This window comes from Enterococcus hulanensis, assembly GCF_005405485.1.
In the GTDB taxonomy this organism is placed as follows: Bacteria; Bacillota; Bacilli; order Lactobacillales; family Enterococcaceae; genus Enterococcus_A; species Enterococcus_A hulanensis.
Window position 1 is genome coordinate 110,375 of record NZ_BJED01000007.1, and the last position, 23,252, is coordinate 133,626.

Annotated in this window: 25 protein-coding genes and 1 pseudogene; 11 read left to right on the forward strand and 15 right to left on the reverse strand. The window is 39.8% G+C overall.

Annotation, left to right across the window (positions count from 1 at the left end):
- Window positions 1-124: 124 nt before the first annotated feature.
- Entirely contained in the window at window positions 125-1,135 is a 1,011-nt protein-coding gene (gene gap, locus FFR60_RS09365; RefSeq protein WP_088932521.1) for a type I glyceraldehyde-3-phosphate dehydrogenase, read from the forward strand.
- Window positions 1,136-1,290: 155 nt separating this feature from the next.
- Window positions 1,291-2,040, forward strand: coding sequence for a peptidylprolyl isomerase (locus FFR60_RS09370; RefSeq protein ID WP_137663936.1), 750 nt, complete (start codon window positions 1,291-1,293; stop codon window positions 2,038-2,040).
- A gap of 50 nt (window positions 2,041-2,090) precedes the next feature.
- Here FFR60_RS09370 and fabZ read toward each other — a convergent pair whose 3' ends face one another.
- A complete protein-coding gene (gene fabZ / locus FFR60_RS09375; RefSeq protein WP_137663937.1) occupies window positions 2,091-2,540 on the reverse strand; it encodes a 3-hydroxyacyl-ACP dehydratase FabZ in 450 nt (149 codons plus the stop codon).
- A gap of 162 nt (window positions 2,541-2,702) precedes the next feature.
- Here fabZ and fabI point away from each other — a divergent pair, with 162 nt between their 5' ends.
- Window positions 2,703-3,458, forward strand: a complete 756-nt coding sequence (fabI, locus tag FFR60_RS09380) for an enoyl-ACP reductase FabI (RefSeq protein ID WP_088932517.1) — start codon at window positions 2,703-2,705, stop codon at window positions 3,456-3,458.
- A 281-nt stretch (window positions 3,459-3,739) separates the two neighbouring features.
- Here fabI and FFR60_RS09385 read toward each other — a convergent pair whose 3' ends face one another.
- Window positions 3,740-4,753 carry a branched-chain amino acid aminotransferase gene (locus FFR60_RS09385; protein WP_137663938.1) on the reverse strand — a complete coding sequence of 338 codons (1,014 nt, stop codon included), beginning with the start codon at window positions 4,751-4,753 and terminating at the stop codon, window positions 3,740-3,742.
- Between the two features lie 157 nt (window positions 4,754-4,910).
- Here FFR60_RS09385 and FFR60_RS09390 point away from each other — a divergent pair, with 157 nt between their 5' ends.
- A complete protein-coding gene (locus FFR60_RS09390; RefSeq protein WP_137663939.1) occupies window positions 4,911-5,825 on the forward strand; it encodes a mechanosensitive ion channel family protein in 915 nt (304 codons plus the stop codon).
- A 44-nt stretch (window positions 5,826-5,869) separates the two neighbouring features.
- Here FFR60_RS09390 and FFR60_RS23180 read toward each other — a convergent pair.
- The 6 genes and pseudogenes from FFR60_RS23180 to racE form a co-directional block, all read right to left on the reverse strand.
- Window positions 5,870-6,460 (reverse strand): annotated as a pseudogene (locus FFR60_RS23180) (DJ-1/PfpI family protein).
- 89 nt (window positions 6,461-6,549) lie between these two features.
- Window positions 6,550-6,819 carry a 30S ribosomal protein S14 gene (gene rpsN, locus FFR60_RS09400; RefSeq protein ID WP_137663940.1) on the reverse strand — a complete coding sequence of 90 codons (270 nt, stop codon included), beginning with the start codon at window positions 6,817-6,819 and terminating at the stop codon, window positions 6,550-6,552.
- Between the two features lie 161 nt (window positions 6,820-6,980).
- A complete protein-coding gene (gene cbpB, locus FFR60_RS09405) occupies window positions 6,981-7,463 on the reverse strand; it encodes a cyclic-di-AMP-binding protein CbpB (protein ID WP_088932513.1) in 483 nt (160 codons plus the stop codon).
- A 91-nt stretch (window positions 7,464-7,554) separates the two neighbouring features.
- The gene (locus FFR60_RS09410; RefSeq protein ID WP_137663941.1) at window positions 7,555-8,067 is read right to left on the reverse strand and encodes a metallophosphoesterase; all 513 of its coding nucleotides are present in this window, start codon (window positions 8,065-8,067) and stop codon (window positions 7,555-7,557) included.
- A complete protein-coding gene (gene rph, locus FFR60_RS09415; protein ID WP_137663942.1) occupies window positions 8,064-9,401 on the reverse strand; it encodes a ribonuclease PH in 1,338 nt (445 codons plus the stop codon). The genes FFR60_RS09410 and rph overlap by 4 nt, the downstream gene beginning before the upstream one ends.
- Window position 9,402: 1 nt before the next feature.
- A complete protein-coding gene (racE, locus tag FFR60_RS09420; RefSeq protein WP_283205004.1) occupies window positions 9,403-10,224 on the reverse strand; it encodes a glutamate racemase in 822 nt (273 codons plus the stop codon).
- A gap of 141 nt (window positions 10,225-10,365) precedes the next feature.
- Here racE and FFR60_RS09425 point away from each other — a divergent pair, with 141 nt between their 5' ends.
- Window positions 10,366-10,596 carry a hypothetical protein gene (locus tag FFR60_RS09425; RefSeq protein ID WP_137663944.1) on the forward strand — a complete coding sequence of 77 codons (231 nt, stop codon included), beginning with the start codon at window positions 10,366-10,368 and terminating at the stop codon, window positions 10,594-10,596.
- Between the two features lie 119 nt (window positions 10,597-10,715).
- Here FFR60_RS09425 and FFR60_RS09430 read toward each other — a convergent pair whose 3' ends face one another.
- The 4 genes from FFR60_RS09430 to FFR60_RS09445 are packed head-to-tail and all read right to left on the reverse strand — an operon-like array spanning window position 10,716 to window position 13,613.
- A complete protein-coding gene (locus tag FFR60_RS09430; RefSeq protein WP_088932509.1) occupies window positions 10,716-11,366 on the reverse strand; it encodes an amino acid ABC transporter permease in 651 nt (216 codons plus the stop codon).
- Between the two features lie 20 nt (window positions 11,367-11,386).
- Entirely contained in the window at window positions 11,387-12,031 is a 645-nt protein-coding gene (locus FFR60_RS09435; RefSeq protein ID WP_088932508.1) for an amino acid ABC transporter permease, read from the reverse strand.
- Window positions 12,031-12,864 (reverse strand): transporter substrate-binding domain-containing protein, encoded by an 834-nt coding sequence (locus FFR60_RS09440; RefSeq protein WP_137663945.1) that lies wholly within the window; start codon window positions 12,862-12,864, stop codon window positions 12,031-12,033. Before FFR60_RS09440 ends, FFR60_RS09435 begins: the two co-directional genes overlap by 1 nt.
- A gap of 11 nt (window positions 12,865-12,875) precedes the next feature.
- Entirely contained in the window at window positions 12,876-13,613 is a 738-nt protein-coding gene (locus tag FFR60_RS09445; protein WP_137663946.1) for an amino acid ABC transporter ATP-binding protein, read from the reverse strand.
- Window positions 13,614-13,874: 261 nt separating this feature from the next.
- Between FFR60_RS09445 and trpS the strand changes: the two genes are divergently transcribed.
- A complete protein-coding gene (gene trpS, locus FFR60_RS09450) occupies window positions 13,875-14,885 on the forward strand; it encodes a tryptophan--tRNA ligase (RefSeq protein WP_137663947.1) in 1,011 nt (336 codons plus the stop codon).
- Between the two features lie 66 nt (window positions 14,886-14,951).
- Here trpS and hemH read toward each other — a convergent pair whose 3' ends face one another.
- The 3 genes from hemH to FFR60_RS09465 all read right to left on the reverse strand — a co-directional run bounded on the left by hemH (window position 14,952) and on the right by FFR60_RS09465 (window position 18,119).
- Window positions 14,952-15,902, reverse strand: coding sequence for a ferrochelatase (hemH, locus tag FFR60_RS09455; RefSeq protein ID WP_137663948.1), 951 nt, complete (start codon window positions 15,900-15,902; stop codon window positions 14,952-14,954).
- Between the two features lie 91 nt (window positions 15,903-15,993).
- Window positions 15,994-17,202: an NAD(P)/FAD-dependent oxidoreductase gene (locus FFR60_RS09460; RefSeq protein ID WP_137663949.1), complete on the reverse strand. Its 1,209-nt coding sequence runs from the start codon at window positions 17,200-17,202 to the stop codon at window positions 15,994-15,996.
- A gap of 14 nt (window positions 17,203-17,216) precedes the next feature.
- On the reverse strand, window positions 17,217-18,119 hold the full coding sequence (locus FFR60_RS09465; RefSeq protein ID WP_137663950.1) for a prenyltransferase: 903 nt from the start codon (window positions 18,117-18,119) through the stop codon (window positions 17,217-17,219).
- 181 nt (window positions 18,120-18,300) lie between these two features.
- Between FFR60_RS09465 and FFR60_RS09470 the strand changes: the two genes are divergently transcribed.
- The 5 genes from FFR60_RS09470 to FFR60_RS09490 all read left to right on the forward strand — a co-directional run bounded on the left by FFR60_RS09470 (window position 18,301) and on the right by FFR60_RS09490 (window position 23,241).
- Entirely contained in the window at window positions 18,301-19,275 is a 975-nt protein-coding gene (locus FFR60_RS09470) for a polyprenyl synthetase family protein (RefSeq protein ID WP_137663951.1), read from the forward strand.
- A gap of 153 nt (window positions 19,276-19,428) precedes the next feature.
- A complete protein-coding gene (locus FFR60_RS09475) occupies window positions 19,429-19,998 on the forward strand; it encodes a glycerol-3-phosphate responsive antiterminator (RefSeq protein WP_088932500.1) in 570 nt (189 codons plus the stop codon).
- Window positions 19,999-20,178: 180 nt separating this feature from the next.
- Entirely contained in the window at window positions 20,179-21,627 is a 1,449-nt protein-coding gene (locus FFR60_RS09480; RefSeq protein ID WP_137663952.1) for an NAD(P)/FAD-dependent oxidoreductase, read from the forward strand.
- A 1-nt stretch (window position 21,628) separates the two neighbouring features.
- Window positions 21,629-22,891 (forward strand): NAD(P)/FAD-dependent oxidoreductase, encoded by a 1,263-nt coding sequence (locus tag FFR60_RS09485; RefSeq protein ID WP_137663953.1) that lies wholly within the window; start codon window positions 21,629-21,631, stop codon window positions 22,889-22,891.
- On the forward strand, window positions 22,888-23,241 hold the full coding sequence (locus FFR60_RS09490; protein WP_137663954.1) for a DUF1667 domain-containing protein: 354 nt from the start codon (window positions 22,888-22,890) through the stop codon (window positions 23,239-23,241). Before FFR60_RS09485 ends, FFR60_RS09490 begins: the two co-directional genes overlap by 4 nt.
- Window positions 23,242-23,252: the final 11 nt, after the last annotated feature.

The following is a 23,252-nucleotide window of genomic DNA, read 5'->3' on the forward strand; positions in this document are numbered from 1 at the left end:
TGTTGGTTTTACTCTTAGAATTACTCTCAGGTAATATCTTTTGACAAAAAAATTGATGCGTTGCACAATAAAAAATGTAAGGCATCAAGCTCTGCTTGATATAAAAAAGGAGGAACTTTTGGTTATGACAGTAAAAGTAGGTATTAATGGATTTGGACGTATCGGTCGTTTAGCATTCCGTCGGATCAAAGAAGTATCTGACGATATTGAAGTGGTAGCAATCAACGACTTGACAAGTCCTACAATGTTGGCACAATTATTACAATTTGACTCAACACATGGCACATACCCTGGAACAGTTACTGCGACAGAAGATTCAATCGTTGTTGACGGCGAAAAAACACGTGTATATGCTGAACCAGATGCAAGCAAGATCCCTTGGGTGAAAGAAAACGGTGTTGACATCGTGCTTGAATGTACAGGTTTTTATACATCTGAAGAAAAAGCACAAGCTCACTTAGATGCTGGTGTTAAGCGCGTCGTTATCTCAGCTCCTGCTGGACAAATGAAAACAATTGTTTACAACGTAAATGATGACACTCTAGATTCAAATGACAAGATCATCTCAGCTGGTTCTTGTACAACAAACTGTTTAGCTCCTATGGCTTACTTCTTAAATGAAGAATTTGGTATTGAAGTTGGAACGATGACAACTGTTCACGCCTACACTTCAACACAAATGTTGCTAGACGGACCAGTCAAAGGCGGCAACTTACGTGCTGCACGTTCTGCTGCTGACAATACTATTCCACATTCAACTGGCGCTGCTAAAGCAATCGGCTTGGTAATCCCAGAATTGAATGGAAAATTACAAGGACATGCTCAACGTGTTCCCGTTGTTGATGGTTCATTGACTGAATTGGTTTCAGTGCTTAAAACTAAAGTAACTGCTGACCAAGTAAACGAAGCAATTAAAAAACATACCGTTGATAACCCATCATTCGGTTATGACGATCGCGAAATCGTTTCTGGCGATGTGATCGGCACCACTCAAGGTTCAATCTTTGACCCAACTCAAACTGAAGTAACTTCAGCAGGCGACTACCAATTAGTTAAAACAGTTGCTTGGTATGATAACGAATACGGCTTCACTTGCCAAATGATTCGTTTGCTAGAAAAATTTGCTAACTTATAAGAGCTAGTATAGTTTTAAGGGAGATCAAGTTGGTCTCCCTTTTTTATTGCTTTGATTTAATAAAATTTTTGAAGCAAAAGTCACCGTTTTTTCATAGGAACTCCCTTAAAAGTTTGTTATCATAAGAATGATAATAACTTTAAAAGGAGAATGTTATGCAATTCAAAAAAATGATGATCGGTGCAAGCTTGGCTTTATCGATCGGCTTGCTCGCAGCATGCGGCAGCAATAATGCAACGAAAGATACAAAGGAAAGTACCGCAAAGACAACAGAATCTAGTGTAGATTTAAATAAATTGGATTTGCCGCAACTGAGTGACAAAGTCGCAGACGATGAATACTTAGTAGAACTTGTGACAACCGAAGGAAACATCAAAATCAAACTTTTCCCTGAACAAGCACCTAAAGCAGTGGAAAATTTTGTGACCCACGCCAAAGAAGGCTACTACAAAGATACCCCCTTCCATCGTGTAATGAAGGATTTCATGATTCAAGGCGGAGATCCTAAAGGTGACGGCACTGGCGGAGAAAGTATTTGGAACAAGGGCTTTAAAACTGAAATATCAAATCAGCTCTACAATATTCGCGGCGCCCTTTCTATGGCTCGATCAGAATCACGCAGCAGTAATGGTAGCCAATTCTTCATTGTTACAAACAAGGATGATGTCAGTGACGGCTTAGCTATTCAGTATTACCCAGAAAAAATCATTGAACAATATAAAAAAGGCGGTACGCCTCAGCTTGATGGAGAATACACTGTCTTTGGTCAAGTAACAGAAGGCATGGATGTTGTTGACAAGATTGCTGGCGCTGAAGTTAAAGATAGCGGATCTGGTGAGAAATCTACACCAGTCGATCCGGTCAAAGTGACTGAAGTAAAAGTCTTACAGGAACCTAAAAAATAAACTAACAAAAGAACCAAAATCTCGATTAATGAGATTTTGGTTCTTTTTTGCTACTTCCTCTGTTCTTTATCGCCTACGATGAAAGTGAACTCGCATTCTGTTACGACTTTCTCTTCCACCGTTGCCCATGCTTTGGCAGTTCCAACCGGACCTTTAACTTTTTGAATATCAAAATTCAAAAATAATGTGTCGCCAGGTCGTACGAATTCTAAAAAGTTGGCTTTATTGATCCCGCCGATGTATGCGGTCTTCCCTTCAAACGCAGCGGATTTCAAAATCAATAATGATCCTGCTTGAGCCAGCGCTTCAACAATCAATGTACCAGGCATGATTGGTTCACCAGGGAAATATCCTTGGAAAAAGTCCTCATTCATCGTTAAATTCTTAACCGCAGTGATATGCTTTTCGTCTTCAAACTCTGTGACTGCATCTAAATAGTAAATGGGAAAGCGATTTGGGATCGCAGCCATAATTTCTTCGACATTCATAATTTTTTCCATTTTGCACCTCTATGAATATTTTATTTGATTATCAAACTATCATATTCTTACAGTTTAATCAAGGCGTATTAGATTATTCAAAAAAATAGTTTGACAATCAAAGCTTTTTCCAACATAATGAGAGCATATTATTTTTTATATTATTTAGGAGTGTGTCATTTAATGTCTATTTTATCTGGAAAGAAAATAATCGTGACTGGCGTAGCAAATAAAAAAAGTATTGCTTGGGGTTGTGCGAAAGCCATCGCCGACCAAGGCGCAGAAATTATCTATACGTATCAAAATGATCGAATGAAGAAAAATTTAGTCAAATTAGTCGGCGAAGATGCCCATATGTTTGAACTAGATGTTGCCAGCGATGAAAAGATCGAAGCAGCATTTGATTCTATTAAAGAAAAATTTGGTTCGATCGACGGCTTAGTTCACTCTATCGCTTTTGCCAACAAAGAAGAATTATCTGGCAACGTAACAGAGATCACTCGTGATGGCTTCCAATTAGCGCAAGACATCAGTGCCTACTCTTTATTGGCGGTTTCGAAATATGCAGCTCCATTGATGACTGATGGCGGCAGCATTGTGACGATGACGTATATGGGTTCTGAGCGTTCAATCCCTAACTACAATATGATGGGAATCGCAAAAGCAGCTTTAGAAGCGGAGGTTCGTTACTTAGCAACTGAATTAGCTCCAAAGAACATTCGTGTCAATGCGATTTCTGCTGGTGCTATCAAAACCTTAGCGGTAACTGGCGTAAAAGACTATCAATCATTACTAAGTCTTTCTGAAGAACGCACACCTGATAAGGTTGCTGTAACAATCGAAGAAGTAGGAAATTCATGTGCCTTCTTGCTTAGCCCGTTAGCAACAGGTATCATCGGAGACATCATCTATGTCGATAAAGGTGTTCACTTAAGTTAAGCTTTTTTAGTACGTCATTTTTATGGCGTGCTTTTTTTATGTTCAAATGAATCGAATTAAAACAAAAAGCCGCTCAAAAGCGGCTTTTTGCAGATTTAAAAAATTTCTAATATTCCCATCAACATTGCGAAAAAGAAACGCCTGACTGGCGACTTAATCGTACTTTTTACGTAATGGATATGTGCAAGACCATACCAAAGAATCAAAAATAGGAATACTAATACCCCCAAAACTATCCAAATTATATCCATCCTAACTCCCTCACCTGTGCCAGAAAACAACTATACTTCGAAAATCCAGCCTTCCGGTGCGGCAACATCTCCGAATTGAATCCCCACAAGCTCATCGTACAATTTTTTCGTTACTGGACCAGTTTCTGTTTCGCTGTAGAACACATGGAAGTCCTCTCCGTTTTGAATCCCTGCTATCGGTGCGATAATAGCCGCCGTTCCGCAGGCGCCTGCTTCTGCGAATTTATCTAATTCGTCCAAACGAACGTCGCCTTCCATAGCATCTAAACCAAAGCGCTCTTTTGCCAAATACAACAACGAATATTTCGTAATACTTGGTAAAATCGACGGCGATTCCGGTGTGATAAATTGATTATCATGAGTAATCCCGAAAAAGTTTGCTGAACCAACTTCCTCTATTTTGGTATGAGTTGCTGGATCTAAATAGATACAGTCCGAAAAATTACGATCGTGAGCGATTTGCCCTGGTAAAAGACTCGCTGCATAATTTCCACCCACTTTAGCGGCTCCGGTACCAAATGGCGCAGCACGATCATACTCAGATACAATAAAATTACTTGGTGTCAATCCGCCCTTGAAATAAGGTCCGACTGGCATGCAGAATACGCCAAACAAATACTCTGGCGCGGGTACGATCCCGATGTTCGGTCCTACCCCAATCAAATAAGGTCGCAAATACAACGTCGCGCCAGTTCCATAAGGAGGAACATACTCCTCATTAGCACGAACTACTTGCTTAACAGCATCAATAAATTTATCTTCTGGAACAGCTGGCATTTGCAAACGCTCAGCGCTCTTATTCAAACGTTTCGAATTCTCGTCTGGTCGAAACAAGTTGATTTTCCCGTCTTTACGACGATAGGCTTTCAGTCCTTCAAAACATTCTTGTCCGTAATGCAGACAGGTTGACCCTTCATTAATGGTGATAGTATTATCCTCTGTTAATGCGCCTTCATCCCATTGACCATTTTTCCAATGAGAAATATAGCGGAAAGGCGTCTTGATATAATCAAAACCCAACTCTTCCCATTTTATATTCACCATTCTATCATCCCCTTCTTATTTAAATGTTAGTCTATCATTTTCTAACACCGTTGTCATGATTTTTTTCAGTTATAAGAAAATTATGATTTTTTTGCCTTCAGTCGACAGAAAAGCGAAAGATTGGTAAACTATTTCTATTAATTTGTAGAGGTGGCTTATGTTTTTACTTACAACGCAAACCGTAGACTCCAGCAACACTAATGTCGTCGATCAAGCGACAGAACAATTATCAGCTTGGCAAAAGTATTGGCAGACGATCAACTGGGATCGTGTTTTTTCTGTTTTAATTCAAAAAGGCTTAACGATTTTAGCCGTGATTGTCCTTTTTTACTTGATTCGAAAAATCGGCAATTTTTTGATCGATCAGTCATTCGAACGGCAAAAGAAAAAAATTGTGGATAACGCTACTAGGATCGAAACAATCCATGCCTTATCAATGAATATTTTTTCTTATACTCTGTTTTTCTTCTTTCTATATTCAATTTTGGATACGCTTGGTATTCCAGTCGGATCATTATTAGCTGGTGCGGGAATTGCTGGTATCGCCATTGGTTTAGGTGCTCAAGGATTTACGAATGATATCATCACAGGTTTCTTCATTATTATGGAGCAGCAGATCGATGTCGGTGATTACATTCGATTGACCGATTTGGGTATCGAAGGAACCGTAACTTCTGTCGGTATCCGAATGCTTCAAATGAAATCTGCCGATGGGACAGTCCATTTTATTCCTAACCGAAATATCACAACGATCAGCAATCTTTCACGCGCTCATATGCAAGTCAAGGTAGATGTTCGAATTCAGCCAGATGAAGGATATGATAAAATTAGTCACTTGATCGAGGAAGCGAATCAGAAGCTGGCGGAAGAATTTAATGAGGAAATCTTTGATGGGCCAACGCTTTTTGGAATGGTTGATTTAGGCAACAGTAATTATGCGATCCGAACGATTCTTTACGTGACAAACGGCAAGCAGTATAAGCTTCAAGAAGAATTTCTAACAGCCTATGTAAAAATCCTGAATCAAAACGGCTTCACGATTCCTAACAATCCAATCGCAATCGGAAAATAAAAAATTCTATCCATGAACAATCTCATGGATAGAATTTTTTTGTTTTATTGGACAAAGGGATTCCCGTATTTTTCACGATAACCATAATATCCTAAACGATACAGATCAACTTCTTTTTTTGACTGAATCAAACTGTCTCCAGAAAATTTTTACGAAAGACAAGCCGTCAGCGATCGCAACCTCGTTACGGCAAATGGCACAGCAGCGCTAGAGTTTACCGAGTGTACGCTGCAATTGATTGGCGTCTGATAGTTTGGATAATCCTGCCAGAGGAAACGGTCATTTCCGGTATGCCTGTAACCTTCCAGAAAACCATGATTAGCCAAATAATCCACTGCACCGCAAATTGCAGCAAGCGGCAAGCCGCGAATCAGCTGCTTTTCGATTATACGATAAAGCTCTGGACTATGGATATTCCAAGAATTCCCGCCAATCAAAACCAACAACTCAAGCTCCCGATCAATCTCAGAAATTTTGAAGTCGATCATTGTCTGCAAACCGCCAATAGATTCCACTTGCGGCAAATTTGAAGCAGTTTTTATTTGCCAATCGTCTCGTTGATTTAGCAGACTTAACAAGTAAGCACCTTCCCAGTCGGCATATTGATCCAGTAAAACAAATAATGCTGTTTTCATACTATCTCTCCCTTCCGCTTTGTTGAATACCTTCAGTTTAACAAAATCGGAATAGGAAAGCTCTTGGATTTCGCTAGTTTATTTCTTTTTTACCAACTAGCTTTTTTAACGCCGGGGATTTGACCTTTATGAGCCAATTCGCGAAATTTAATTCGTGACATGCCGAATTTACGCATATAACCTCTTGGGCGACCATCGATCAGGTCGCGATGCTTTAAGCGATTAGGATTCGAATCACGCGGTAATTTCGCTAGTCCTTCATAATCTCCAGCAGCTTTTAATGATAACCGCTGTTCAGCATACTGGTTGATCAAAGCTTGTTGTTTTTGCATTTTAACAACCTTAGATTTTTTTGCCATTCATTTACCTCTATTCTTTTTTATTAATCGAACTTAATCGTAACCATTACTGTTTAAACACTAAGTAAAGATAGCATCTCTAGAATCTAAAGTCAATTTATCTGTATCTTGATTTAGAATAAAAAAAGAACCCTTTTTTAAAGAGTTCCTTTCCAATATTTTTATGAGTTTGCGTGGATAATTACTTTCGCTTCTGGATTTTTTCGTCCTAATGAATGGAAAGTATAATTTACCGATTTTAAAATCTCCCTGCGTGTTACGATTCCGCAAAACACACCTTCATGGTCCAAAACAGGTAAGAAAGAGGAATCCACTAATAAGTGTAAAACATCTTCCAGCTCTGCATCTGGCCGCATCACGGATACGTCAGTCTTCATAACATCAGCAACTGTTAATTCATCTAAATTGGATGTATCAATACCATCGATCCCCAGCATTTTTTTTACAATATCATTCAAGCTCAATAAACCAACAAAATGATCCTCCCTATCCAAAACCGGGATCGTTGAATAACCAGCTTGAGATAATAGCAGCAAAGCATGTTCTAATGGATGTTCCTTCATTACGTTAGCAACATTTTCTGCTGGAATCATCATGGTTTCTTCATGTTCCCTCATTAATTGTTCAATCGCGGGACTAATCATATGACGCCTCCGTTCTAATATCTTCACCTTATTTTACCTTAACAGCAAAAAGAAAGCGTTATTTACCCAAATCTTTAATAAAAATTTGGAACTAATGTTCAAAGTCAGCAGCTAATTCTTCAATCGGTTGATGTGCCCGATTATAAAACTGCACATGATAGCCATTCTTTTCACTATTGATGATCGCATAGCTAGGGATTTGTACAGGACCACGAGGTTGCGAGATGCTTCCTGGATTCACAAATAAAATGTCTTTATCGAGTTCGGCAACTGCTTGGTGAATATGACCAAACAAAGCAATATTAGCACCGGCCTCCTGAGCTCGCAGTGAAAGCATCGTAAGCCCGAAGCGGACATTTGATAGATGACCGTGTGTCATATAGATGACATCATCGCCGATCGAAACGACTTGTTCTTTTTTATAGCCGGGATCATAGTCGCAATTTCCGGTGACGACGGTAAAGTGTTCCCACAATTCATCGTTGGCTTGCAGTTCTGAGTCTCCGCAATGAAACATGTGATCAACCATGCCCGCATAACGATTCACGAGCTCAACTAAAATATTACGATCTCCATGATTATCGCTAACAACTAAATACTTCATTTATTCTCCTCCAACCACTTTTTCCAAACTTTTTCTAATTCCTTAACCGCCATCCCGCGATGACTGATTTCATTTTTTTCTTCACTTGTTAATTCAGCAGAACTTTTTTCAAAGCCTGGTACAATAAATAAAGGATCATAGCCAAAGCCATTATCTCCTTTAGGTATTCGTCCAATCCGACCATCCCAATCTGCTTCCACTACCAAGCTATCTTTTTGCGGAGCAGCGAAGACCAATGTGCAGTGGAAATGTGCCGTTCTTTTTTCGTCTGGTACGTCTGTCAGTTCATGTAGCAGTTTCGCATTGTTCGCTGCATCACTTTTTCTTTCGCCAGCAAAACGCGCAGAAAAAATTCCCGGCATTCCATTTAAAGCATCTACTGCCAAACCAGAATCATCAGCTAATACAGGCTGCTGTAAAATTTGTGCGATCGTTTCGGCCTTTAGGCGAGCATTCTCTTCAAAGGTTGTTCCTGTCTCTTCAACATCAGGCAAATCAGGATAGTCTAATAAAGTCTTGGTTTGATACCCTTCTTCTGCAAATAGCGCAGCAAATTCCTTCGCTTTTCCGGGATTACGCGTTGCGATCACTATCGTTTTCTCTTCTGGTTCGATCTCTTCGTAAAGAGCTTCCTTTTGATAAGCGATTAAATCTTCAATACCGGCTTTTCCGTGTAAAAGCAAAGCATTCAATTCATTATCATCAAAGGTCGCTTCTTCTCCGGTTCCTTGGATTTCTACAAAACGGCCAGCTTCCGTCATTACTAAATTCATATCAACAGCCGCTGACGAATCTTCCTGATAGTCTAAATCAGTTACTACAGTACCATCAGGCAAGATACCGACACTGATAGCAGCTAAATGTTCTTTGATTGGATCTTCGGTTAATTCTCCGTTAGCTAATAATTTGTTAATAGCCAAGCGTAATGCAACGAAACCGCCAGTAATACTAGCTGTTCTAGTCCCACCATCAGCCTGGATTACGTCGCAATCTACTATAATACTGCGTTCACCTAGTTTTTCTAGATCAACCACAGCACGTAATGAGCGACCGATTAAACGTTGGATTTCCATTGTACGTCCAGTTAATTTCCCTTTTGAACTCTCACGTCGATTTCGAGTATTAGTGGCTCTAGGCAGCATGCTATATTCAGCCGTTACCCAACCAGTCTCGCTGCCGCGCAGAAATGGCGGTACAGAATCTTCTAAAGTCGCTGAACAAATCACTTTTGTATCGCCAAAAGAAACAACGACTGACCCTTCCGGATGCTTAAAAACATTTGTTTCAATTTTAATCGGTCGCAATTGTTGGACCGTTCTTCCATCATGTCGCAAATTATTCTCCTCCTAAATCGATATGACTAACATTCAAATTCGTAATATTCAACCATTCACCGGCAATATCCTTGAACATCTTCGGTGACCCAGTCGTATAAAAAGTCCGTGCTTTGATTTCTGACTGTTCATAATTATTCAGATTGAAATAATCCAATAATGTACTAACATCATTGACCGTTTCCGCTCCCGAATCAATCAATGTCACTTGCTGCCCGATAACATTTTGAATGATTGGACGCAGTAATGGATAATGCGTGCAGCCTAAAATCAAGGTATCTAATTTTTCTTTTTTTAATGGTGCTAATGTTTGCGAAACGATTTTTTTAGCAACAGAACTATTAAACTGATTACTTTCGACAATCGGTACAAATTTGGGACAGGCTAGACTTGATACATATGTATCAGGAGCCTTTTCCTGCAATTCATGCTTATACGAACCGCTTTTTACCGTTCCGATCGTTCCAATAATACCTACTCTCCCAGTTTCGCTTGCCTTCAGCGCAGCACGCGAACCTGGCTGGATAACACCAATTACAGGTATATCCACATTTTTCTTGATCTCATCTAAAGCTACTGCAGTCGCTGTATTACAAGCGATTACAAGCATTTTAATATTTTTATTCAATAAAAAACGAGTCATTTGCCAGGTAAACTCAATGACTTGCTCAGCTGGTCGAGGACCATACGGACACCGTGCCGTATCTCCAAGATATAAAATTTCTTCATTTGGCAGCTGACGCATCGCTTCTTTGACCACAGTCAAACCGCCTACGCCAGAGTCGATAAATCCAATTGGTCTTTCATTTGACAAAACGCTCATCCTATCTAGTTCCAAGTATCACCTTATTTTCCACTTTTTAACGAAATATTTCAAGCCCTAGAGTCCTACTTGATAAAAAGCGTTTTCTTTTGAATGAATAACAATAAGTGATAAACTCTTTTATGAGAGAGGTGGATGAAAATGGATAAAAAAGAACTGACCGAAAATTTAGGGAAAGTCTCTGCTGGCGATCGCAACCAAGACCCTGCTATCAAAGCAACAGAAAAAGAAGTTGAACAAAGAAAAAATAAGAAAAATGAAGAACAGGAACCGGGGCTGCTGGAAAAACTTGGCAAAACACAAGCTGGTGCCATTTATGAAGATCCAGCCATGAAGGAAACTGAACGTGAAACGGAAAAAGAGAAAGAATAAGAAGCAGAACTTTTTTCAATTTGTTAAATCTTGTTCTATTCGAAGGTTTCTCTTACTTTACTGTAAAAACTAAAGAAGCGACGACCTCTTCTATTTAGAGAGATCGTCGCTTCTTTTTATTAATAGTTATATTTGCTCGTCTCCAAGAAGTTGGAAACCAGCGATAATAGATAACAGACAACAAAATACATTGCAGTCATCGCGATAAACATCGGAATAACGTAATTAGTATTTTGTCCATAAATGATTTTTGCGTTGTGTGTTAGTTCCGGTAGTGAAATAATCACGGCCAAAGATGTGTCTTTAATCAAAGAAATCAATTGGCTCAGAATCGCCGGAAGCATTGATTTAAAAGCCTGCGGCAAAACAATCATTGTCAACGTCTGAACATAAGTTAAGCCAGAAGACATTCCAGCTTCGGTTTGTCCACTTGGTACGGCGTTCAATCCAGCCCGGAAAATTTCTGACAGCATCGCTGACTCAAAAATCGTTAATGCAGCGACTGCCGCCCAGAAGATATTCAACTTGATACCAATTTGCGGCAAAGCGAAATAGGTGAAGAAAATAATCAGCAACAGCGGCAAGTTTCGAATGATATCAACGATAATTCCCATAATTTTTGAAAGCACCGGGACCTTGCTGTAACGAACAGTTCCTGCGATACCGCCAAGAATCATACTGAAAATAATCGAAACGACCGAAACTTGGATCGTCACCCACAGCCCATCTAAAAGGAAACGCAAATTGATCCATGAAAAAGCATCACTCATATTCTTTTACCCCTTCCTTTCTAGGCGTTTGACCAATGCTTATCTAAATAGTTCATTAGATATGACAAAGGTAAAGTTAAAATCAAGTAAAACAAGCCGACAATAATATAGGTGTCGAATGTGTTGAATGTCGTACTAGCAATCAAATCTCCCTGATACATTAAATCCAAACCAGCGACCATCGCTAAAATAGAGGAATTTTTGATCAAGTTGATGAATTGGTTGCCTAATGGCGGCACCACAATTTTGAAGGCTTGAGGCAATACGATGTATCGCATTGTTTCGCCATATGAAAAGCCAGAGGATAAACCAGCTTCCATTTGACCTTTGGGAACTGTTTGGATTCCTGAACGAACCGTTTCCGCGATAAAGGCTGAAGTATAGATCGTAAGTCCAATTGTCCCTGCTTGGAAACCATCAAAGCTATAAAAATACATGGGTGCTACGACATAGAAAAACATGACGATTATCAACAATGGGATATTTCGGAAAAAAGCCACATATGCTTTCGCCAAACTGCGAATGACCCGGTTGTGGGACAATTGCAATATCGCCATTAATGTTCCAATGATCAAGCTGAAAACTAATGCTAACAAGCTTGCATAAATCGTGTATTTAAAGCCGCTGACAAAATCAGCTGAAAAAGTTTGAAATAACTGTGTCATTAGAACTGTGCCCCCTTCTTCGCCCGGCCATCAGCATCTTTAGGGAACCATTTCTCAAAGATTTTATTATAGGTACCATTGTCATGCATTTTATGTAATGCTGTATTGACTTCTTTTAAGAAATCTTCTTGCCCCTTGTTGATGGCAATTCCATATGGCTCATTTGTAAAAGTACCAGCTGTTAATTCATAATTATCGTTTTCTGATGCCATTCCCAACAAAATTGCATTGTCAGTCGTCATCGCCTGACCTTGACCTGATTGCAATGCAGTGAATGCTTCTGCATAGTTTTCTAATTCAAGAATTTTTGCATCAGGAGCATGTTTCCGTATGTTGATAGTTGAAGTCGATCCCTTAACCGCTAAGACTGTATCCTCAGCAGTCAGATCTTTAATGCTTTTAATGTGACTACCTTTCTTTACTAGTAAGGATTGTCCCGCATCAAAATAAATATCAGAAAAATCTACTTCTTTTTTACGATCTTCCGTGATTGTCATAGTGGCAATAATGGCATCGATATTCCCGTTTTTAAGTAAAGGAATTCGGGTCTTGGAAGTCACTTCAACGAATTCGGCTTTTCCATCTTTTCCAAGAATTTCTTTCGTGATTGCTTTCGCAATATCAATGTCAAATCCATCAACCTTGCGTGTCTTTATATCCATCATCCCGAATAAGCGTGTATCGTATTTTACGCCCCAAGTAATGGTTGGTTCTTCTTTGATTCGTTTCGCAATATTTTCGTTTGCGACACTTTCTCCTTTACATCCTGACAGCACTATCACAAGCAGCAGCGGAAGAAATAAAAAGGAGACTAATTTTCTTACCTTCGACATAAGCCGCCCTCCTAATGATTGATTACTTTGCTGACAAATTGCTGTGCGCGCTCCTCTTGAGGTTTGTCGAAGAAGCTTTTAACATCACGTGTATCCTCTAGTACCTCGCCCTCAGCCATAAAAATGATGCGATCTGCCACTTCTTTAGCAAATCCCATCTCATGAGTCACGACGATCATGGACATACCATCACGAGCAATCTTCTTCATAACATTTAACACATCCCCGATCATTTCCGGGTCAAGAGCAGACGTCGGCTCATCAAAAAGCAGCAAATCAGGATTCATCGCTAAGCCGCGGGCGATGGCGATCCGTTGTTGCTGTCCACCAGATAACATGGAAGGATAAGAATCCTTCTTATCTAACATATCTACTCGATCTAATAATTTTTCGGCAGACTTTGTTGCTTCTGCTGAAGATTGTTTCAAAACCTTGATAGGTGCCAACGTTATATTTTCTAACGCTGTCTTATTTGGATATAAATTAAAATGTTGAAAAACCATTCCAATATTCTTGCGAATGTCTTTCAACTTAACTTCTTTACTATGTAAATTCCTGTCATTTACTAGTAACTCGCCGGAAGAGATGTCTTCTAATCCGTTGATGCAACGCAACATCGTGCTCTTCCCTGAACCGGATGGTCCGATCACCACGACGACTTCACCTTTTTCAAAGGTCAAGTTAATATTTTTTAAGGCATGAAACTTTCCATAGTATTTTTCTACATGCTTAAATTCAACCATTGGCATGTCTAACCACCTCATTTTCCCTTATCATTTTCTAATTTTTCCAACGTGAGTCTAATTATAAGCTAAGTTTTTTAACTTTGTAAAGAAAAAAACTCACTGTTAGAAAAAAATATCTCAACAACTTCTATCACGATGTCACGTTTCTTGACATCAATTATATTTGTCCATTCGATAAAAATAGGGATAAGAGTTGTCATGCTTGAAAAAAAAAGGTAGTATTTGAAGAGACTATTGAAAGAAATTTTATGAAAAGGTGAGTAAATGGAAAAAATCATTTTAACTGGTGATCGTCCCACTGGGCAACTACATTTAGGACATTACGTCGGTTCGCTAAAAAATCGCGTGCTTATGCAAGAAGATCTTGAAAATAAATTATTTATCATGATAGCTGATATGCAGGCTTTGACTGATAATGCTAAAAACCCAGAAAAAGTTTCATCAAATGTATTACAGGTTGCCCTAGACTATATGGCAATCGGTTTAGATCCAAAACGTTCAACGTTATTTATTCAATCACAAATCCCTGAATTAGCCGAGCTAACAATGTATTATTTAAACTTGGTCAGTGTTGGGCGCGTTCGCCGCAACCCAACCGTAAAATCTGAAATTGAACAAAAGAATTTCGGTGAAAGTGTTCCTGCCGGCTTCTTTATCTACCCTGTTTCTCAGGCGTCGGATATTACCGCGTTTAAAGCAAATCTTGTACCTGTTGGTGAAGATCAAAAACCAATGTTGGAGCAAACACAAGAAATTGTCCAAAGTTTTAATCACACATATGGTGATGTTTTAGTAGAACCTAAAGGTGTGTTCCCTGAAAAAGGACGAGGACGTCTACCTGGTATTGACGGCAACGGAAAAATGAGTAAATCACTCGGCAATGGTATCTACATAGCTGATCCTGCGGATGTTGTGGCAAAGAAAGTCATGAGCATGTATACTGATCCAAATCACATCCATGTTGAAGACCCAGGTCAAGTAGAAGGCAATATGGTCTTCACTTATTTAGATGTCTTTGGGACAGATAAGGAAAAAATCGCTGAGCTAAAAGAGCACTACCGTCGCGGCGGTCTTGGCGATGTGAAGATCAAACGCTATTTGATCGATGTTTTAGAAGCTGAATTTGCTCCGATTCGTGCCCGTCGCGAAGAATATGCAAAGGACCCTGAAGCAATCATGCAGATGCTGAAAGAAGGCAGCGAAAAAGCTCGATCAGTAGCTGTTGAAACTCTGACAGAAGTTAAACAAGCTATGGGTATTAATTACTTCGCTTAACCAGCCTGTTTTAACTATTAAAAATAAACGCATACAAAAAACACTCGAATTTTTATTTCGAGTGTTTTATTTTGTTTCTATTATTGATTGCAGAATTTCTGTGAATTCAGTCGACTCATTGAATGGTTGAATGTATTCAAATACTTCCCCGCCGTTTTCCATAAAATACGTGCGATTCTCTTCATTGATTTCTTCGATCGTTTCCAAGCAATCAGCTACGAAGCCTGGAGTGATTACTAATACTTTTTTGATATTCTGACTTGGAAAAGCTTTCAACGTCTCACAAGTCATTGGTGTTAACCACTGCCCTGGCCCAAACTTCGACTGATACGAATGGGTATATGGATGATCCCCGATTCTTTCCATCACCTTTTGAGTAGTAATTTTACATTGCTCTTCATAAGGATCACCACGCTCTATTGTCGAAACCGGAATACCATGATAAGAAAATAAAATCATATCAAAACTTTTTTCAGTCAGATGACGCTTAATAGTGTTGGCCAATAATTGAAGATAGCCTTCATGATCATAAAATGAACTTGAAATTTTAATATCCGGAATATCAGCAGCCGACTTGTAAACCTGGCTGACTTGATCACAGATCGGAGCTACCGTCGTCTCTGAATATTGAGGATACAATGGTAAAACAAATAATTCTGTCATCCCTGCCTGCTTCATTTCATAAATCGTTTCTTGAATCCCGGGTCTGCCGTATGTCATTGCGAAACGCACAATCGTATTCGGCATACGCGATTGTAAAAGCTCAGCTTGTTTTTTAGTATATATCCATAGCGGAGAACCCTCTTCTCGCCAGATTTTTTTGTACGCGCGGGCCGACTTTTTAGGACGGACTTGCAGTACAATACCATGTAAAATTGGCAGCCACAGACTTCGGGGCCAATTAATTACCCGCCGATCCGATAAAAATTCCGCTAAATACTTTTTAACATCCTCTGGGGTTGGACTTTCTGGTGTTCCTAAATTAACTAGTAAAATACCTTTTTTCAATAGTAACATCCTTCGCATTAATTTCTAATTAAAACTATAGCAAAGTAATCACAAAAAAACACTCACGAATTTTATCGCGAGTGTTAAAAATAGTTTCGGCTTAATGATAAAAGTCAAAACGGCCTTTCGCCATGACTTCTTTAACTCCGCCTGTTTCAAACAATGAGCGGTCCATAATAGCTTTTTTGATAAATGAGGCTGGATAAGCTGTTACTTCCGTTTTACCCACAACACCGAAAGCGTGTGTATTCCCGATAGAAGCTACTGAACCAAGTGATTTAAACGCGAAGGGCTTGCTTGGTTGTCCCTTCATTTGATTCAAGATATCTTTACCTGCATATGAACCCATCTTCAATGCAATCTGTGCAGTTGTTGGATACGGGCGATTGCTTGAAGGATCCATAACAGCTGAAACGTCACCTAATAGATAGATGTCGTCATGATTTGGATCGGTCAAGTTTGGTTTCACCATCACGCGACCGCGGCGTTCTTCAAAGCCAGATTCCCCGATTACTTGGCTGCCGCTGACACCGGTTGTCCAAACGATTGTTTTGGCTTTTAGAGCAACTAGATCATTTTCATCATCTTTTGAATTTTGATAAATGACCGCACCTGGCTCGACCTTCTTAATTGGTTTTCCGGTCAACAGTTTAACATCCCATTTATTCAAATGATCGATACAATATTGTCCTAATTTATCACTAAACATTGGCAAGATTTTATCGACAGCTTCTACACAATAGATTTGGATTTCTTCCGGTTTTACTCCTGCAATGTCAGCAAAGGCTTTACTGCCTTCAACCAAAGCACCAACTAATTCTATTCCTGTAAAGCCTGCTCCGCAGACAACGATCCGTAAATATTCTTCGTTTTTAGTCTCTTTGTATTGCTTCATTTGCTCAATGATGTGTTTATGAACTTGATCCGCAGTTTTTACATCCACCATCTCTAGAGAATTTTCTTTTACTCCTGGGATACCGAATGATTCAGATTGGAAGCCTAAAGCAACGATCAAATAATCGTACTTTAATGTTTGATTTTCTAAATAAACTTCTTTTTGGTCAGCATCGATTTTTTCAACTGTATCCATAATAAAAGTAGTTTTTTGTGGATTTACTACATCCTTTATTTTGTAACAGATTTTTTCATCTGGTTGTGTACCGGCTGCGACTTCATGCAGACTGGTTGACTCATAATGGTAATCGTTCCGGTCTACTAAACTAATATGAATGTCTGCTCCTGATTTTTGTAATACATGCAAAGCACGCAAACCTGCGTAGCCTGCTCCTAAAATGACTATTTCTTTCATTTCTGTTTCCTCCTCTAAAATAAAAACGCTAATGCAAAACTGATAACTTGTGCGGCAGCCCCTACCGCTAAAATTCTGACTGCGCAAATGAACGTTTCCCGTTTAACTTGTTTCATCCGAAATATTTGTACCTGCTTGTAAATAAAAGGTGTTGCTAAGAATGTCCCCAGCATGGTCCATGGGGCGATTCCAATAATCACCGAAAGCAAGAGGGCAAGAAAGGCGGCGATATTCATTCCTACAAATAAATGGAGCGCTCGCGGCTTTCCTAAATAATGAACCAATGTAAAGCGATTGTTCTTTTCGTCTTCTTCTAAATCACAGATATTGTTCGCCAGCATGAGGTTTGCGATCCACAACGTATTCGGTAATGAAATCAGAAAAATCTCACTCAAATTAGTAAAATTCCACTGAAACACTTCATATGTGTTTAAATAGACACATAAAATCGTGATCATAAACCCCATCGTTAATCCTGAAAAAACTTCTCCTAACGGAAGGCTGGATAAGGGCCTTGGTCCAGAGGAATAGAAAATTCCTACACCATAACAAAATAACCCCATCAATAAAAAAGGCCACCCGACCACGAAGGATAATCCGATTCCAATCAATGCCGAAACAATGATCATTCCTATCATCATTCGAAAAACCACTTTCAAATTCAGATTCTCTCTTCCGATGATATTGGTTTTTTCTCGATAGTCGTGAATTTCCGTCGCATGGTGATAGTCGTTGTAGTTGTCTAAAATATCCACTGCCATGTTAAAAATGAACATTGCGACAAAGTACAACAGGACTAGACCTAAATGAAGTTTGTGAAAATTATACAGGCTAAAACAAATCCCAATAAAAAAAGGCAGGACACTCGCGGTTTTCGCTTTAAATTCCACGAGTTCCAAGAAAACGGTTAAATTCATCTCACCCAACTTTCTCGATTTTCTTTTTCATGTTCATTATGCTATTTTTATACTTTTTGTTCAAAGGATTTGCTTGGCTATCATGTGTTTCCTCTCACGAAACATTAATTAAGCATTCTAGTAGTCTTTCTGGGTAGCATGCGCTAAAATAAACTTGAAAACGTTGTTAGAAGGAGCAGTTATGTTAGACTACTGGAATGAATATCCCAAAATACAGGAAAATCTAATCCAAGTTAAGAAATTGATCTCACAAAGACTTGTTATTAATAATAAATCGATTGAAGAGGCCATCACAAAATTTTCTTCTACAGGAGGAAAAATGATCCGTCCGGCACTCTTTTTTCTTTTCGCTGATTTTGGAGATAAAAAAGAACAAGAACAACTAGTAAAAATCGCAGCATCTCTTGAATTGCTGCATTCAGCCACACTTGTCCATGATGACATTATTGATGATTCGCCAACCCGCCGCGGCTTGCCGTCGGTCCAGTCACGCTTTGGTAAAGACGTAGCAGTTTACACCGGAGATTTTATGTATACTAGTTATTTTGAACTGTTAGCAGAATGTATGAGTCATACCCCTTTCCTCTTAAAGAATGCTCAAGCGATGAAGAAGGTCTTGCAGGGCGAACTAACACAAATGACTTGTACATTCGATCCAGATCAAACGATTGGTGATTATCTGCGGAACATTAATGGTAAAACCGCTGAATTGATTCGGCTTAGCTGCCATGAAGGAGCTTATTTTGGCGGGGCGGATAAGAAACTGCAGTCTCGTGCTAAACGAATCGGCTCTGCCATCGGGTTAGCTTTTCAAATTTATGATGATATCTTAAATTTCTCCTTAGAGCTGGGAAATGATCAAAAGCCAATCTTAACTGATGTACAGCAAGGCATCTTCACGCTGCCTTTATTGATTGCCCGTGATAATCAGCCGGAAGTCATCCGCCCTTATCTAGAACATCCCGAAACTTTGTCACGACAAGAACTAATCCAATTAGCTTCCTATGTTGACAGTCTTGGCGGGATTGCCGGTGCGCTCGATTTCGCAGAAAAATTGACTAAAAAAGCATTAAATGAGATCCAAGAATTACCTGATGGCAAGAGTAAGGAGATCCTTAAAACGGTTGCTGTTCAACTGTTGGAGCGTTCCTATTAATCTCAAGTCTTCTCAAATAAATCCCTAAACGCACGATTACTTAAAAAATCATGTGTTTAGGGATTTTTTATCTTCAATCGTTACCAGCAAGGCTTCTTCTTCCATTTCCTACATGGTAAAATGAGAACGAAAACATATAAGGAGCAATGATAGATGAATACTCATGAACTATATCAAAAATTGGAACTCTCCCCTGTAATCGCGGCTGCAAAAAATGAAGCTGAGCTGGAAGCGGCTATAAAATCAGAAAGTGAAGTCATCTTTATTCTCCAATCTCACCTAATGGAGCTGGCTGACTTGTCTCAAAAAATCAAAGCAAGCGGAAAAACAGCCATTTTGCATGCGGATTTGGTGAAGGGGTTATCTTCAGATGAAACAGCGATTGATTATATTAAACAGTCCACTTCCTTTGACGGAATTATTTCCACAAAACCGGCAATCATTCGTCATGCAAAAAAGCATGGGCTCTTGGCAATCCAGCGTTTCTTTCTATTAGACTCTTCCGCTTTGGAAAATGTCGATCGTCAGCTGAAATATACCGAGGCTGATTTGGTCGAGGTTCTTCCCAGTGTTTCACCCAAGATTATCAAGGAGCTAGTTAATCATTCAAAAAAACCGCTGGTCGTCGGCGGCTTGATTCGTGACAAAGAAGACATCATGGGGGCTTTAGGTGCCGGAAGCCTTGCTGTATCAACAACAGAAAGTTCAATTTGGTCAATTTAACGATTGTTGATCCTTTATAAAGGTGTTATAATACAGGTAATTAAATATCGGATAGAGATAAAAAGAGTATAGCGGCAAACGTCAACAAACATTGGCGTTTGTTAACTATACTCTTTTTTGCTGCGTTCAAAATGCTGGCACTAAGTGAGTAGGAACCTAAATAAGCAGGAGGAAAAATCTATGTATGATGTAATTGTAATCGGTTGCGGGATCGTTGGCGCCGCAACTGCCTATGAACTAAGCAAGTATCAACTGAAAACACTCGTCTTGGAAGCGGAAAATGATGTTAGTTTAGGAGCCACTAGAGCAAACAGTGCTATCTTGCACGCTGGTTTCGATCCAGAACCTGGCAGCTTGATGGCAAGACTTAATGTTGAAGGCGCCGAACGTGCAAAGGAACTGTGTCAAAAATTGTCTGTTCATTATGATCAAATTGGTTCGCTAGTCGTCGCTTTTTCAGCTGAGGAGCTTGAGTTGATTCAAGAGCTTTATGAGCGGGGAAATAAAAATGGCGTAAAGGATCTGGAGCTGCTTGACCAAGCGGCACTTCATCAGATGGAACCGAATCTTTCTCATGAAAGTCTAGGTGCCCTCTATGCCCCTACCGCAGCGATCGTAAATCCGTGGGAATTTTGCCTCGCCTTAGCAGAAACTGCCGTAAGAAATGGTGTAGAGCTAGCGTTGAATAATCGCGTGTCTGGTATCAGAAAAATAGCCGAGGGTTATGAAATCAGCACAAATAAAGCAACTTATCAAACACGGTATGTCTTTAATGCGGCCGGCGTTCACTCAGATGATATCCACAACTTAATCGCTGAACCCAATTTTGAGATTACACCGAAGCGTGGTGAGTACTATCTATTAGACAAATCAGAAGGAACCGTCGTAAATCATGTAATCTTCCAGTGTCCTTCTAGTATAGGAAAAGGCGTTTTAGTCAGCCCGACTGTTCACGGAAACTTAGTCGTTGGACCGAATTCGGAGGCGGTTCAGAAAAATGAACTGGATAGCGGAAAAGATACCGGAAATACGATTGTCGGGTTAAAAACAGTTGCCGATTTAGCTAGAAAGTCTCTTCCAGATCTTAACCTGCGGCAATCCATTCGGAATTTCTCTGGTGTTCGTGCCAATAATAGCGTTGGCGATTTTATCTTACAGGAAGCGGCTCCTGGTTTTATTGACCTAGCCGGCATTAAATCACCTGGTCTTACCTCGGCTCCTGCGATTGCTTTATATGGCATTGAGATGATGGAAAAATCTGTTCACAAGAACTTTGTTCAAAAAGATGAGTATCTTGATTCACGAGAAAAAATCGTCTTTGAAGAGCTGAGTCTTGAGGAAAAAAATGCAGTCATTTCTAAGGATGAGAATTACGGCAGAGTTATCTGCCGCTGTGAAACGATTACAGAAGGTGAAATTAGAGCAGCTGCCCACTCTCCTATTCCACCAGTTTCTGTTGATGGTATCAAACGAAGATGTAATGCCGGAATGGGGCGGTGTCAGGGTGGCTTTTGCGGTCCGCGAGTCGTTGATATTCTAGCGGAAGAAGCTCATAAATCACCATTGGATATTCTGCAGGATCGTGAAGGCAGTTATATTTTAGTTGACGCAACAAAAGGAGGACGTTGATATGCATGAATTAATCGTAATTGGCGGCGGTCCGGCTGGCTTGGCAGCAGCTGTAGCGGCATATGAAAAAGGCGTCAAAGATATTTTGATTATTGAACGGGATCAAAAGCTTGGAGGAATTTTGAATCAATGTATTCATAACGGTTTTGGTCTCCACTATTTTAAAGAAGAACTGACCGGACCAGAATATGCGGCGCGCTTTATTGAAATGGTCAAAGAAAAAACGATTAAAGTTTTACTAGACACGATGGTTTTAGAAGTCACCGAAGATAAAGAGGTGCACATCGTCAACAAGGAACATGGCTATCAAATCCTAAAAACGAAAGCTTTAGTATTTGCTATGGGATGCCGTGAGCGGACCCGTGGAGCTATTGGGATTGCCGGCAGTCGTCCAGCTGGTGTGTTTACTGCTGGCACAGCGCAACGGTATGTCAATATGGAAGGTTACTTGGTTGGAAAAAAAGTAATCATTCTGGGTTCTGGCGATATTGGCTTAATCATGGCGCGACGAATGACACTCGAAGGTGCCGAAGTCTTAGCTTGTGTGGAAGTCATGCCCTACTCTGGCGGATTGACTCGAAATATTGTTCAGTGTTTAGATGATTATGAAATTCCTCTTCTGCTATCTCATACAATTACTGAAATTCGCGGAAAAAACCGGGTCGAGCAAGTAGTCGTCTCAGAAGTTGATGAAAACCGGCAGCCGATTTCTGGTACGGAACAAATTTTTGACTGTGATACGATTTTATTATCCGTCGGTTTGATTCCTGAAAATGAGCTGAGCCGAGATGCCAAGCTTGATTTAGATACAAAAACCAGCGGTCCTTTTGTTTATGAAAATATGGAAACCTCTGTACCGGGCATCTTCGCTTGCGGGAATGTTGTTCACGTGCATGACTTGGTAGATTTTGTAACTGCTGAAAGTATCAAGGCCGGCACTTCTGCCGCTTCCTATATTTTAGAACAAGCTGCGGAGCCCGCTCAATGTCTCACTATCAAAAACGGTGATCATGTCACCTATGTTGTTCCGCAAAAGATCCGTAATGAAAACGTTGAGCGCCGAACCGAACTCTTCTTCCGTGTTAATAAGGTATTTGATGACAGTCAAATTCTGATCAAATCACAAGGTGAAGTTCTGGCGAAACAGAAAAAAACGTATATTGTTCCAGGCGAAATGGAAAAATTCAAACTGTCAAAAAAAGTTTTGGATAAGGTTACTAACGGAGAAATCGAGATTTGCGTGGAGGAGGTGTCGAAGGGATGAAAAATTTTATCTGTATCATGTGTCCAAAAGGCTGTCACCTAACGGTTGATGAAAACAATGATTATCAAGTTAGCGGATATAGCTGCAATAAAGGCGTGAAATATGGTAAAGCAGAAGCCACGAATCCTGTAAGAGTTGTTACCTCGACTGTTATCGTTGATGGCGGCAGCGGTCATCTCTGCTCGGTAAAAACCACCGATGGTATTCCTAAAAAAGCAGTTTTAGCTGCAATGAAAGAAATTAATAAAGTTCAGTTGCAGGCGCCAGTTAAAATCGGTGATATTGCGATAAAAAATCTTTTAGATACTGGTGTCGATGTTGTCGTAACTAGTGAAATTCAGGCAAGTTAACTTTTGGTCAC

Excerpts from the sequence above, each read along its gene's own strand:
- hemH (WP_137663948.1), bottom strand. The coding sequence starts at position 15,902 with ATGTTACTATTGAAAAAAGGTATTTTACTAGTTAATTTAGGAACACCA.
- FFR60_RS09390 (WP_137663939.1), top strand. The coding sequence starts at position 4,911 with ATGTTTTTACTTACAACGCAAACCGTAGACTCCAGCAACACTAATGTC.
- FFR60_RS09490 (WP_137663954.1), top strand. The coding sequence starts at position 22,888 with ATGAAAAATTTTATCTGTATCATGTGTCCAAAAGGCTGTCACCTAACG.
- cbpB (WP_088932513.1), bottom strand. The coding sequence starts at position 7,463 with ATGATTAGTCCCGCGATTGAACAATTAATGAGGGAACATGAAGAAACC.
- FFR60_RS09470 (WP_137663951.1), top strand. The coding sequence starts at position 18,301 with ATGTTAGACTACTGGAATGAATATCCCAAAATACAGGAAAATCTAATC.
- FFR60_RS09435 (WP_088932508.1), bottom strand. The coding sequence starts at position 12,031 with ATGACACAGTTATTTCAAACTTTTTCAGCTGATTTTGTCAGCGGCTTT.
- trpS (WP_137663947.1), top strand. The coding sequence starts at position 13,875 with ATGGAAAAAATCATTTTAACTGGTGATCGTCCCACTGGGCAACTACAT.
- FFR60_RS09465 (WP_137663950.1), bottom strand. The coding sequence starts at position 18,119 with ATGAATTTAACCGTTTTCTTGGAACTCGTGGAATTTAAAGCGAAAACC.
- FFR60_RS09370 (WP_137663936.1), top strand. The coding sequence starts at position 1,291 with ATGCAATTCAAAAAAATGATGATCGGTGCAAGCTTGGCTTTATCGATC.
- gap (WP_088932521.1), top strand. The coding sequence starts at position 125 with ATGACAGTAAAAGTAGGTATTAATGGATTTGGACGTATCGGTCGTTTA.
- FFR60_RS09475 (WP_088932500.1), top strand. The coding sequence starts at position 19,429 with ATGAATACTCATGAACTATATCAAAAATTGGAACTCTCCCCTGTAATC.
- FFR60_RS09440 (WP_137663945.1), bottom strand. The coding sequence starts at position 12,864 with ATGTCGAAGGTAAGAAAATTAGTCTCCTTTTTATTTCTTCCGCTGCTG.
- racE (WP_283205004.1), bottom strand. The coding sequence starts at position 10,224 with ATGAGCGTTTTGTCAAATGAAAGACCAATTGGATTTATCGACTCTGGC.
- FFR60_RS09410 (WP_137663941.1), bottom strand. The coding sequence starts at position 8,067 with ATGAAGTATTTAGTTGTTAGCGATAATCATGGAGATCGTAATATTTTA.
- FFR60_RS09385 (WP_137663938.1), bottom strand. The coding sequence starts at position 4,753 with ATGGTGAATATAAAATGGGAAGAGTTGGGTTTTGATTATATCAAGACG.
- FFR60_RS09480 (WP_137663952.1), top strand. The coding sequence starts at position 20,179 with ATGTATGATGTAATTGTAATCGGTTGCGGGATCGTTGGCGCCGCAACT.
- fabI (WP_088932517.1), top strand. The coding sequence starts at position 2,703 with ATGTCTATTTTATCTGGAAAGAAAATAATCGTGACTGGCGTAGCAAAT.
- FFR60_RS09460 (WP_137663949.1), bottom strand. The coding sequence starts at position 17,202 with ATGAAAGAAATAGTCATTTTAGGAGCAGGCTACGCAGGTTTGCGTGCT.
- FFR60_RS09430 (WP_088932509.1), bottom strand. The coding sequence starts at position 11,366 with ATGAGTGATGCTTTTTCATGGATCAATTTGCGTTTCCTTTTAGATGGG.
- FFR60_RS09445 (WP_137663946.1), bottom strand. The coding sequence starts at position 13,613 with ATGCCAATGGTTGAATTTAAGCATGTAGAAAAATACTATGGAAAGTTT.
- rpsN (WP_137663940.1), bottom strand. The coding sequence starts at position 6,819 with ATGGCAAAAAAATCTAAGGTTGTTAAAATGCAAAAACAACAAGCTTTG.
- FFR60_RS09485 (WP_137663953.1), top strand. The coding sequence starts at position 21,629 with ATGCATGAATTAATCGTAATTGGCGGCGGTCCGGCTGGCTTGGCAGCA.
- fabZ (WP_137663937.1), bottom strand. The coding sequence starts at position 2,540 with ATGGAAAAAATTATGAATGTCGAAGAAATTATGGCTGCGATCCCAAAT.
- FFR60_RS09425 (WP_137663944.1), top strand. The coding sequence starts at position 10,366 with ATGGATAAAAAAGAACTGACCGAAAATTTAGGGAAAGTCTCTGCTGGC.